Annotated in this window: 11 protein-coding genes; 4 read left to right on the forward strand and 7 right to left on the reverse strand. The window is 73.6% G+C overall.

The features are described 5' to 3' along the window. Positions 1-650 (reverse strand): Lrp/AsnC family transcriptional regulator (locus AB0D08_RS38925; protein WP_359895074.1); only part of this gene is annotated, 650 nt, incomplete at its 3' end. A 121-nt stretch (positions 651-771) separates the two neighbouring features. Between AB0D08_RS38925 and AB0D08_RS38930 the strand changes: the two genes are divergently transcribed. Beyond that, positions 772-1,557: an inositol monophosphatase family protein gene (locus tag AB0D08_RS38930; RefSeq protein WP_359895076.1), complete on the forward strand. Its 786-nt coding sequence runs from the start codon at positions 772-774 to the stop codon at positions 1,555-1,557. Here AB0D08_RS38930 and AB0D08_RS38935 read toward each other — a convergent pair. From AB0D08_RS38935 to AB0D08_RS38955, 5 genes are all read right to left on the reverse strand, one after another. Beyond that, entirely contained in the window at positions 1,541-2,473 is a 933-nt protein-coding gene (locus tag AB0D08_RS38935; RefSeq protein ID WP_033820719.1) for an amidohydrolase family protein, read from the reverse strand. The genes AB0D08_RS38930 and AB0D08_RS38935 overlap by 17 nt on opposite strands. Then, positions 2,470-4,095 carry an acyl-CoA dehydrogenase family protein gene (locus AB0D08_RS38940; protein WP_359895078.1) on the reverse strand — a complete coding sequence of 542 codons (1,626 nt, stop codon included), beginning with the start codon at positions 4,093-4,095 and terminating at the stop codon, positions 2,470-2,472. Before AB0D08_RS38940 ends, AB0D08_RS38935 begins: the two co-directional genes overlap by 4 nt. After that, the gene (locus AB0D08_RS38945) at positions 4,095-4,730 is read right to left on the reverse strand and encodes a TetR/AcrR family transcriptional regulator (RefSeq protein WP_033820721.1); all 636 of its coding nucleotides are present in this window, start codon (positions 4,728-4,730) and stop codon (positions 4,095-4,097) included. The genes AB0D08_RS38940 and AB0D08_RS38945 overlap by 1 nt, the downstream gene beginning before the upstream one ends. A 141-nt stretch (positions 4,731-4,871) precedes the next feature. After that, positions 4,872-5,699, reverse strand: coding sequence for a serine protease (locus tag AB0D08_RS38950; RefSeq protein WP_359895080.1), 828 nt, complete (start codon positions 5,697-5,699; stop codon positions 4,872-4,874). Between the two features lie 99 nt (positions 5,700-5,798). Further along, a complete protein-coding gene (locus AB0D08_RS38955) occupies positions 5,799-6,437 on the reverse strand; it encodes a TetR family transcriptional regulator (RefSeq protein WP_033820723.1) in 639 nt (212 codons plus the stop codon). Positions 6,438-6,529: 92 nt separating this feature from the next. On the opposite strand from AB0D08_RS38955, the gene AB0D08_RS38960 reads away from it, so the two are divergent. Both AB0D08_RS38960 and AB0D08_RS38965 read left to right on the forward strand, forming a co-directional pair. Continuing rightward, positions 6,530-6,682 carry a hypothetical protein gene (locus AB0D08_RS38960; RefSeq protein WP_359895083.1) on the forward strand — a complete coding sequence of 51 codons (153 nt, stop codon included), beginning with the start codon at positions 6,530-6,532 and terminating at the stop codon, positions 6,680-6,682. Between the two features lie 114 nt (positions 6,683-6,796). Then, the gene (locus tag AB0D08_RS38965) at positions 6,797-7,012 is read left to right on the forward strand and encodes a DUF4190 domain-containing protein (protein WP_149038169.1); all 216 of its coding nucleotides are present in this window, start codon (positions 6,797-6,799) and stop codon (positions 7,010-7,012) included. Positions 7,013-7,020: 8 nt separating this feature from the next. On the opposite strand, the gene AB0D08_RS38970 is transcribed toward AB0D08_RS38965, so the two are convergent. Beyond that, the gene (locus tag AB0D08_RS38970; RefSeq protein WP_359895085.1) at positions 7,021-8,901 is read right to left on the reverse strand and encodes a lectin; all 1,881 of its coding nucleotides are present in this window, start codon (positions 8,899-8,901) and stop codon (positions 7,021-7,023) included. Positions 8,902-9,216: 315 nt separating this feature from the next. Here AB0D08_RS38970 and AB0D08_RS38975 point away from each other — a divergent pair, with 315 nt between their 5' ends. Next, complete coding sequence (locus AB0D08_RS38975; protein ID WP_359895086.1) at positions 9,217-10,629, forward strand: ricin-type beta-trefoil lectin domain protein; 1,413 nt, start codon at positions 9,217-9,219, stop codon at positions 10,627-10,629. Positions 10,630-10,738: the final 109 nt, after the last annotated feature.

A 10,738-nucleotide genomic window follows, 5' to 3' on the forward strand; every position in this document is an offset into this window, starting at 1 on the left:
TCCGCCGCCGGGAACATCTCCACCCGCGGCACGTACGCGCCGTGGTCCAGGCCCCGGTCGGGGATGGCGAGGGCCGCCAGCAGCCGGCGGTCCAGCGCGTCCGGCCCGGGCGGCGGCGTACCGGCCGGTGCGGGGTCGGCCGCGGGCGCGGCGAGGGCAGCCTCCTGCTCGGGGCTCAGCCAGCCGGCCCGCCAGTGGCCCGCGTCCGCGAACAGGTGCAGGACCGCGTGTGCCGCCGTCTCCACCACCGCGCCGGTGGCGGGCAGTTGGGTGTTCAGCAGGTGGTCCCGGGCGCCGCCGTCGGCGAGCACCACGGCGCCGATCTCCTGGCCGCCGAGCATCACGTCGACGAACGGCACGTCCGGGCGGGCCGCCAGCGCCTGCGCGATCGTCCGGACCTTGCCCTTGAGCACCCGGACCCGCAGCAGCACGGCGCCCGTCGCCGCCTCGTGGGCGTCCGGCATCAGCACCACCTTGACCAGGCCGGTCCCGGTCAGCCGGGACAGCCGTCGGGTGACGGTACGGGCGGAGACCCCGAGCACCTCGGCGATCCGGCCGGTCCCGGCCCTCCCGTCGACCTGGAGCGCGCAGACCAGCTGCCGGTCCAGCAGATCGAGCAGCCCGGCGGGATCCGCCGAATCTGTGTCCATGGTGTCCGATCTCCGCAGGATCCCCACCGCCGTACGTCCCCGGCGGCCGGATCCACGGTACTTCTTGTCCGCCCGGCCGGCGAGGGCCGGACGATCACGACACAGGAACGGGAGTACCGGGATGGATCTGCTGGCCGATGTGGTGGAGGCCGTGCACGAGGTGGGCGCGCACCTGGCGCGCGGTCAGCGGCCGCAGCCGCTGCCCGCGGCGACGGTCGCCGAGGCGATGGCCGGCTTCGCCGCCGTCGACGGCCCGGCGGCCGAGCTGCTGCGGGGGCGGCTGACCGCGCTGTACCCGCGGGCCCGGTGGTGCGAGGACGAGTTGGACGACGCGGTGCCGGCCGACGGCGAGTGGTGGAGCTGCGACGCCACCGACGGCGCGGTGCAGTACCTGAGCGGTCTGGCGCACTGGGCGGTCACCGCGACCCTGGTCCGCGACGGCGAGCCGGTGCTGGCGGTGGTGCACGCGCCGCTCCAGCGGCTCACCTACACCGCGGTGGACGGCGGCGGCGCCCGGCTCGGCGGGCGTCCGGTCGCGCCCCTCACCCGGGAGCTGGCGGTGGCCGTCGCGGCGGGCGGTCACCCGCCGACGGCCGGCCACGACCCGGTGGCGCGGCGGCGGGCCGGCGAGTCGCTGACCGCGGTCCTGCCCCGGGTGCTGGCCGTCCGCAACCTCGGTCCGACCTCGCTGCAGGTCGCCCAGGTCGGCTCCGGCCACCTGGGCCTGTTCTGGGAGTACGGGCCGGACGCCACCAACCTGCTGCCGGGCGCGCTGATCGCCCGGGAGGCGGGCGCCGCGGTGACCGACGCGCAGGGCCGGCCGTGGACGGCCCGGGCGGACAGCTTCGTGGCGGCCGCGCCGAGCCTGCACCGGGACCTGCTGGACGTGCTCAGCCAGGTGGGGTGAGCGCGGGTGGGACGGGCGCAGGCGGGGTGAGCCCGAACAGCCGGGCGGCGTTGTGGTGGCAGACCGCCCGCAGCCACCCGTCGCCGAGGCCGAGGCGGGCCAGCCCGTGCAGCGCGTGCGGATAGCCGTACGGGATGTTGGGGAAGTCGGTACCGAACAGGACCCGGTCCCGGAGGGCCGCCAGGCGCGGGAGTCCGGCGGGCGGGAAGGGGGCGGTCAGCTCGGTGAAGTCGGTGAACACCATGGTGGTGTCCAGGTGGACGTGGTCGTACCGCTCGGCGAGGTCGAGGAAGTCGGTGTACTCCGGCAGCCCGAGGTGCGCCACGATCAGGCGCAGCCGCGGATGGCGGGCCAGCAGCGCGCCGATCGGCCCCGGCCCGGTGTGCTTGCCGGGCGCCGGCCCGGAGCCGCAGTGCACGACCACGGGGGTGCCGCTGTCCGCCAGCAGGCCCCAGACCTCCTCCAGCAGCGGGTCGTTGGGGTCGTAACCGCCCACCTGGATGTGCGACTTGAACACCCGGGCACCGCGCTCGAGGGCCGCCGCCACGTACCGGTGGGCGTCCGGCTCCGGGAAGAAGGTCGCGGTGTGCAGGCAGTCGGGCGTGCGGGCGGCGAAGTCCGCGGCCCAGGAGTTCAGCCAGGCGGCCATCGCGGGCTTGTGCGGGTACAGCATCGCGGTGAACGCCCGGACCCCGAACTCCCGCAGGATGTCGACGCGTTGCTGCTCGTCCTGGCGGTAGGCGATCGGCCAGGGCCGGCCGGTGAGCGGACCGGCCGAGTCGAAGTACGCCCACACCTTGGCCAGCACCCGGTCCGGCATGAAGTGCGTGTGCACGTCGACCAGACCGGGCAGGCCCAACTCCCGCCAGAACGCCCGGACCTCGGCCCGCTCGGCGGCCCCGGACGCCTCCGTCACAGCCGGACCCGGCCCAGCACGGCCGCGGTGTCGGCCCCGACCGGCAAGGTCCCGAAGGCCGCGCCGTGGTCGCCGCCGAGCCGGGAGGCGCAGAAGGCGTCGGCCACCGCCGGGTCGCCGTACCGGATCAGCAGCGAGCCCTGGAAGGCCAGCGCCATGGACTCCACCAGGCGGCGGGTGCGGTACTCGAGCTCGGCGTGGTCGCCGAGCTGCTTGCGCAGGGCGGCGGTGGCGGCGTCGAGGCGGCGGTCGGCGCCGGCGGCGAGGTCGAGCTCGCCGAGGAAGGCGTCGACGGTCTCCGGGCTGCGGGCCATGGCGCGCAGCGCGTCCAGGGCGGCGACGTTGCCGGAGCCCTCCCAGATGGAGACCAGCGGCGCCTCGCGGTAGAGCCGGGGCATCCCGGACTCCTCCACGTAGCCGTTCCCGCCCAGGCACTCCAGCGCCTCGGCGGCGTGCGCCGGGCCGCGCTTGCAGACCCAGTACTTGGCGACGGCCAGGCCCAGCCGCCGCACCAGCGCCTCGCCGGCGTCGCCGGCCAGCGCCCGGTCGGTGGACTCGGCCAGCCGCATGGCGACCGCGGTGGCGGCCTCGGACTCGACCACCAGGTCGGCCAGCACGTTGCGCATCAGCGGCTGGTCGACCAGCGCGGCGCCGAACGCCCGCCGGTGGGTGGCGTGGTGGATCGCGCGGACCGCGCCGTAGCGCATCCCGGCGGCGGCGCCGATGGTGCAGTCGAGCCGGGTCATGTTGACCATCTCGATGATGGTCGGCACGCCCCGGCCCTCCTCGCCGACCAGCAGGCCGACCGCGCCGTCGTACTCGATCTCGGCGGAGGCGTTGGACTTGTTGCCCAGCTTGTCCTTGAGCCGCTGCAGCAGCAGCCGGTTGCGGCTGCCGTCGGGCAGCACCCGCGGCAGCAGGAAGCAGCTGAGGCCGCCGGGCGCCTGGGCCAGCGTCAGGAAGACGTCGGACATCGGGGCGGAGGTGAACCACTTGTGGCCGGTCAGGCGGTAGCTGCCGTCGGGCTGCGGGGTGGCGGTGGTGGTGTTGGCGCGGACGTCGGATCCGCCCTGCTTCTCGGTCATCGACATGCCGGCGATCAGGCCGCGCTTGGCGGACGGCTCGCGCAGTCCGAAGTCGTACTCCCGGGAGGCCAGCAGCGGCTCCAGCCACTCGGCCAGGGCCGGGGTGGTCCGCAGCGCGGGGACGGCCGCGTACGTCATCGAGACCGGACAGGTGTGGCCGGCCTCGACCTGGCTCCAGACGTGGAACTTGGCGGCCCGGGCGGTGTGCGCGCCGGGGCGCGCCTCGCGCCAGGGCGCGGCGTGCAGGCCGTGGCCGACGGCGACGCCCATCAGTTCGTGCCAGGCGGGGTGGAACTCGACCTCGTCGATCCGGTGGCCCCAGCGGTCGTGGGTGCGCAGGACGGGCGGGTGCTCGTTGGCCAGGCGCCCCCACTCCCAGGCCTGCTCGGAGCCGGCCAGCACGCCGAGTTCGTGCAGCTCGGGCTCGGCCCAGCCGGCGCCGGCCCGGTGCAGGGCGGCGAGCAGGGTCGGGTCGGCGGCGACGTCGTGGCCGTACGGGGCGGGCACCTGGTTGGTGACCTCGTGGGTGGCGGGCATCAGCCTTCTCCTCGGTTCGTCGGGGCGGGGGCCGGATCGCGGTCGCCGAGTGCGCGCATGGCGAAGGAGACCAGGGCGGGGATCACGTCGTCGGGGTGGCTGCCGCCCGCGCACAGCGGGCCGACCAGCGCCTCGCCGACCGCGCCGACCAGCGCGGCGGCGGTCATCGCGGGGTCCTGTTCGGGGAGGAGGCCGTCGGCGAGGGCCTCGGAGATCTGGGCGGCGAACAGGTCGCGGAAGGCCCGGCGGAAGATCAGCCGCTCGGCGTCGACGATCGCGTCGGCCGGTTCGGCGAGCAGGGCGTAGGCCAGCCGGGGCGCCTTGAGCGCGCGGGCGGCGAAGGTCTCCACGATGGCGGCGATCCGCCGGTGCGGGGTGGACTCGCGGGCGAGCGCCTCGGTGACGGCGGCCAGCTCGCGGCCGACGGTGACCCGGAAGAGTTCCACGGAGAGCTCGGCCTTGCCGGCGAAGTGCTGGTACATCGAGCCGGTGGCGATGCCCGCCCGGTGGGCGACGGCCGCCATCGAGCAGCCGCCGTAGCCGCGTTCCGAGAGCAGGTCGACGGCGGCCAGCAGCACCGCCTCGCGCTGTGCGTCCAGCCGGGCCTGTACGGCGGGTGTTCGTCGGTATGCCACGGAAAGAATTGAAGCACTGATTCACTTCTTCGAACAGGGGGCGCCCCGGGCGGCGCGCCCCGGGCCGCCCGCCGGAGGGGGACGGGCGGCCCGGGAGGTGCGCGGCCGCAGCGTCGGGGCCGGGGCACTACGGCCGGGGTGCTACGGCCGGGGCAGCACGCAGCCCGCGAGGGTCAGGTCGAGCCGGTTGCCGGGGGCGAAGCAGGCCGGGATGCCGTAGGTCTCCTCGGCGTAGTTGATGCCCTGGCGGACCGTCACGTTGCCGTTCTGGTCGACCTCGCACGGGTTGTTGTCGGTGCAGCGCTCGCCGTCCTCGTTGCCCGTGTTGTTGACGGCCGTCACCAGGCCGGTGGCGGTGTCGATGACGGGCGAGCCGGAGGTGCCGCCGATGGTGTTGCAGCTGGAGGTGTAGCGGACCGAGTCCTTCCAGGTCCACGCCCCCTCCTTGAGCCGGTAGGCGAAGCCGTCGATGCTGCAGGAGTAGGTGCGCTTCCAGTACCCGGAGACCACCTTGATCGCCGCACCCTGGGTCGGGTGGTTGGGCGAGATGGTCAGCGGGCTGATCCCGTACCGGGACTGGATGCTCGCATAGGTGCTGGTCAGCTGGTAGATCGAGATGTCGGTGTCGGTCATCGTGCCGTAGACGATCTTGTTGGCGCGGACCGTGCCGAGGCTGCCGCCACTGGCGCCGAGCAGGGTGAAGCTGCGGCTGGAGGAGCGGTTGACGAGCACCTGGCCGGGGCCGGGGAAGCCGGTCTCGAGGCAGTGCCCGTTGGAGAGGACGAGGGCCGGGTCCGCGGCGGTGGAGTTGGGGAGCCGCACCAGGGAGCCGGAACAGTTGCTGAGCGCCACCGTGCCGGCATAGGTGACGGCGACGGGGGCGGCCGAGGCGGGGGACGCGCCGGCCAGCGCGGTCGCGCCGGAGAGCAGCAGGGCGGCGCAGGACGCGCCGATGAGCGGCTTCTTCATGAGAGTGCCTCTCGGTGTGGGGGTCCTCAAAATTTGACGCGGCCATGACGACCTGTCAATACCGCGGCCCCCACGACCGCCCCGGTCCCGGACGCCCCGTCACCCCTCGTGCCAGTGCCGCCGCCCGACGCTGATCAGCCGCAGCCGGGTGCGCGCGGTGCGCGCGACCTCCCGCTCACCCTCCGGACCGGCCTCCAGGAAGGCCGTCGCGGAGGTCACCAGCAGGTCGACGTAGAGCTCGGCGAGCATCCGGACCTCCTCCGCCGACCACCCCCGCGACACCGGCTGCGCCGCCAGCGCCCCGGCCACCTCGTCGGCGAACCGGCGCAGCTCGGCGCCGATCGCCTCCCGCACCTCACGGACCCCGCCGTGCCGCTCGCGCGCCAGGAAGCGCACGTGCGCCCGGTGCTCCCGGACGTGCGCGGCGACCACCTCCACCGCGCTGTCGATCAGCGCCTCGGGGTCCTGCTGCCCCCGCTGCTCGGCGAAGGCGCCGCGGATCATCCCGTGCAGGCTGGCGAGCGACTCCTCCACCAGCGTGACGCCGAGTTCGGACATGCCGCTGAAGTGCCGGTAGAAGCCGGCCGGGGACATCCCCGCCGCCCGGGTCACCTCGCGGACGCCGAGGCCGCTCAAGTTCTGCTGCTCCAACAGGTGCAGGCCCGCGTCGAGCAGGGCGCGCCGGCTCTGCAGCTTCTGGGCCTGCCGTACCCCTACACCGTTCTCACTGTGACTCACATCATTCAGTAAACAACTGTTTGCCGACTCGGGGAAGCGTAGAGTGGTGAATGTCAGCGAACAGTTGTCAGCTGAAACTCCCGGAGGCCGCCATGCTCCTCTTCGCCCTCGTCCTGCTCGGCGTCCTGGCCGGCGCCGCGGTCCACACCTCGATGCCGGTCTTCCTGCTCGCCGCCGGCGCCATCGCCGCCTGGCTGCTGCTCTTCGGCGCCCGCGAGCACCTGCCGCGCCTGCGCCGGCACTGAACCGACCCGGCCGATCCGACCCGGCCGATCCGACCCAGCCGACCCGCCCTCAGGAGACCCGCCGTGAACCCCACCGCGCACAACCTCCCCCGCACCCGGTTCGAGGCCGACCAGATGGCCGTCGCCTCCTTCGTGCTCGCCCTGCCGGGCCTGCTCCTGCTCAACCTGGTCCTCGGCCCGATCGCCATCACGCTCGCCACGCTGGCCCTGGTGCGCGGCACCACGCGCCGAGGGCGGGCCCTGCTCGGGCTCGCCCTCGGTGTCGCCGATCTCGCGGTCCTGGCCGGCACCCTGGCGGCCGGCCACGGCACCCTGCTCCAGCTGGGCTGAGCGGCGCGTCAGGCCGCCGGCACCGTCCACTTCTGGTTGGCCGCGCCCGTGCAGGTCCAGATCTGCGCCCGGGCGCCGTTGGCCGGACTGTTGTCCGTCACGTCCAGGCACCGGCCCGCGGCCGGGTTGACCAGGTCGTGCGAGGCGGCCGAGTAGGTCCAGCGCTGCGCGCCGGTGCCGTTGCAGTCGTAGAGCTGCACCTTGCTGCCGTCCGCCGTCGCACCGCCCGCCACGTCGAGGCACTTGCCGAGTGCCCGGACGGTGCCGTCGGTGCCGAGGCTCCAGCGCTGGGCGTCGGTGCCGTTGCAGTCGTAGAGCTGGACGGCGGTCCCGTTGGCCGTCGAACCGGCCGCCACGTCCAGGCACTTGCCCGCCAGCCCGGTGATCTGCCCGGAGCCGCCGCCACCGCCGCGCCCGCTCCAGGTGAAGGTCGCGGAGGTCCGCGCCGGCAGGCCGTACGAGAAGTTCTGCCCGCCCCAGGTCACCCGGACCGTCTGCGCCGAGCCGCTGTCGTTGTACGCCACCAGCGCCTTCGAGCCGTCCGGGTTGAGCCAGGCGACGTTCGGCACGGCCGAGTTCGCGGTGGAGGCGATCCGGTACGCGCCCGGCTTCACGAACTTGGTGAGGTGGCCCATCGTGTAGTACTCGACCGTGTAGTCCACCTGGCCGCTGCGCCCGTCCCCGTCGTGCACCGTGACCAGTCCGGTGCAGGTGCCGCAGCCGCCGTAGTGCGGGCCCATGTCCTGGTCGACGGCCAGGCTCCACTTGGTCACGGACTTCCCCCAGTTGCGGGTGTAGTCGATGATGTTGCGCATGTCCTCGCGCTGCTGGTCGCCGCTCCAGGTGCCGCCGGAGTGCTCGGTGTCGAAGGCGTCCGTCGCGGGGTACCGGTCGTGCACGGTGGTCTGCGCGGAGACGTCGCCGCCGTAGCCGTGCCAGGCGATGCCGCCGAAGTTGGGGTGGTTGCGGATCGCCGGGTCGTCGACGGTCGGGGCGGCGTACGCCCCGTACTGGTCCCAGTTCCAGTCCAGCGCCAGCACCTTGGCCGGCAGGCCCGCGTTCTGCAGCGCGGGCAGCAGCCGGCCGGTGAAGTACTGCAGACCGGAGCCGTTCCAGCTCATCGACGGATAGCCGGCGCAGCAGGTGGGTTCGTTCTGCACGGTCACGTAGTTCACCGGGACGCCCTGCGCCTGGTACGCCTGGAGGTACCTGACGAAGTACTGGGCGTAGGCGTCGTAGTACTCGGCCTTGAGCCAGCCGCCGTTCAGGCTGCCGCTGTCCTTCATCCAGGCGGGCGCGGTCCACGGCGAGGCCATCACGGTGAGCGCCGGATTGAGCTGCCGGGCCTGCCGGGTGAGCGGCAGGACGTCGGCGAGGTCGTGGGCGATGGAGAAGCCGGCCAGCGCTGGATCGCTCTGCCCGGCCGGGAGGTCGTCGTAGGTGTAGCCGTAGCGGGCGAGGTCGGAGGAGCCCATCGGGTTGCGGACGAAGGACAGCCCGATGCCGTCGGCGGGCGAGAACAGCTTGCGCATCGCGTCGTCCCGGGCGGCCGGGGTGAGCGCGCCGCTGCCGTTCAGCAGCCAGGCGGCGGTGTCGGTGAAGGAGGCGCCGCCGCCGGTGAACTGCTGGTAGCGGGTGGACTCGTCGACCGCGATCTGCTGGCCGCCGCTGCCGGCCCCGGCGGTGAACGCGGTCTGCGGCTGCGGCTGCAGGCCGCGGGTGACGTGGCGTCCGCCGGCGTCGTCGGTGGTGGTCAGCCAGATCGAGACGGGTTCGCCCGCCGCGCGGGCGCTGCCGGCGCCGGCCAGCAGACCGGTGGCGGCGAGCGCGCCGGCCAGCAGGGCGGCGGCGGTGCGGCGGGGACGGTGGGCATGGGGGTGCCTGGGCATGTCGGCTCCGCCTTTCGGTGGCCGAGAGGTCGGCGGGTGGGGTGCGATTCAACTCCTGGACACGTCAAAGCGTCAAGGCTTTGGTCTGAACCAATTGTCGCCAACCTGTGAAGGCTCAGCTCAGGGCATCCGGCAGTGATCGTTCGAGAATTGACATCTCATCGGTTAGGAAAGGTTCCCAACGGTAACCCTTGACGGCACCCCCGGCGGCTAGTTGACTCCGGTGCCACCTCCCGTGCGCCCCATCCTCCGACGCTCCGTCAGAGGCCGTTCCCCCCATGGCCCGCACTCCACATGGTCCCCAGGAGGACTCCCGTGCCACGTCGCTCACGCCTGGCCGCCGCCGTCGCCCCGCTCGCCCTCGCCGCCGGCACCCTGCTCGCCGCCGCACCGCCCGCCGCCGCGGCCGCCGCCCCCGGCCCGGGCTTCCCCGCGCAGTACGCCGCCCCCTACGTCGAGACCTGGGGCTCCCCCGGCGCCCTCGCGAGTGCCCGGTCCGCCACCGGGCTCAAGTACTTCACCCTCGCGTTCGTCATCAGCGACGGCAGCTGCAACGCCACCTTCAACGGCAACACCCCCGTCACGGACGCCGGTTGGACCTCCGCCGTGAACAGCCTGCGGGCCGCCGGCGGCGATGTGATCGCCTCCTTCGGCGGCGCGGCCGGCACCGAACTCGGCCAGGCCTGCACCTCCGTGAGCAGCCTGAAGGCCCAGTACAAGAAGGTCGTCGACGCCCTCAACCTGACCAGGATCGACCTCGACATCGAGGGCGGCGCACTCGGCGACACCGCCGCCAACGACCGCCGCAACCAGGCTCTCGCCCAGCTCCAGCAGGAGTACGCAACGGCCGGCCGGACCCTCGCCGTGCACTACACGCTGCCGGTCGACCCCACGGGACTGGGGGCCGATTCGATCAGCCTGCTGAACAACGCCAAGAGCCGGGGCCTGAACGTCGGCGTGGTCAACATCATGACGATGGACTACGGCCCCACCCTCGACATGGGAAAGGCCGCCACCGACGCCGCCACCGCCCTGCACACCCAGCTCGGGCAGATCTGGACCACCAAGACCTCCCAGCAGCTGTGGGCGATGGAGGGCAACACCCCGATGATCGGGGTCAACGACTCCACCAACGAGGTCTTCACCACCGCCGACGCCGCCACCGTGGAGGGCTTCGCCGCGAGCAGGGGCATCCAGCTGCTCGCCTTCTGGGCGCTCGGCCGGGACAAGGCCTGCGCCGTCAACGGAACCCTCTCGGACTCGTGCAGCGGCACCCCCCAGAGCGCCTACCAGTTCGCCCGCACCTTCAACGGGATCACCGGCGGCACCACCCCACCCGGGCAGGGGGCCGGACAGATCACCGGGTACGGCGGCAAGTGCGTCGACGTCGCCGCCGCGGCCACCGCCAACGGCACCGCCGTCCAGCTCTACGACTGCAACGGCACCGCCGCCCAGAACTGGACCGTCGCCACCGACGGCTCCCTGCGGGCACTCGGCAAGTGCCTGGACGTGACCAGCGCCGGCACCGCCAACGGCACCGAGATCCAGCTCTGGGACTGCAACGGCACCGGCGCCCAGAAGTGGCAGCCCGGCACCGGCTCCACGCTGGTCAACCCGGCCTCCGGCCGCTGCCTGGACGCCACCGGCCCCAGCTCCGCCAACGGCACCCGGCTGCAGATCTGGGACTGCTCCGGCGCCGCCAACCAGCAGTGGCACCTGCCGGTCTGACCCCCAACGGCACCGGGCCCGGGTCCGGCCCGGCCGACGGCGACGCCGAGCGGCTGGCCCAGTTGCACCACCTCGGTTCGACCCTGGAACCGGACGACGACGCTGTGCT

The sequence above is a fragment of the Kitasatospora sp. NPDC048540 genome (genome assembly GCF_040651175.1).
Lineage (GTDB): Bacteria > Actinomycetota > Actinomycetes > Streptomycetales > Streptomycetaceae > Kitasatospora.

Excerpts from the sequence above, each read along its gene's own strand:
- AB0D08_RS38930 (WP_359895076.1), top strand. The coding sequence starts at position 772 with ATGGATCTGCTGGCCGATGTGGTGGAGGCCGTGCACGAGGTGGGCGCG.
- AB0D08_RS38940 (WP_359895078.1), bottom strand. The coding sequence starts at position 4,095 with ATGCCCGCCACCCACGAGGTCACCAACCAGGTGCCCGCCCCGTACGGC.
- AB0D08_RS38950 (WP_359895080.1), bottom strand. The coding sequence starts at position 5,699 with ATGAAGAAGCCGCTCATCGGCGCGTCCTGCGCCGCCCTGCTGCTCTCC.
- AB0D08_RS38960 (WP_359895083.1), top strand. The coding sequence starts at position 6,530 with ATGCTCCTCTTCGCCCTCGTCCTGCTCGGCGTCCTGGCCGGCGCCGCG.
- AB0D08_RS38965 (WP_149038169.1), top strand. The coding sequence starts at position 6,797 with ATGGCCGTCGCCTCCTTCGTGCTCGCCCTGCCGGGCCTGCTCCTGCTC.
- AB0D08_RS38970 (WP_359895085.1), bottom strand. The coding sequence starts at position 8,901 with ATGCCCAGGCACCCCCATGCCCACCGTCCCCGCCGCACCGCCGCCGCC.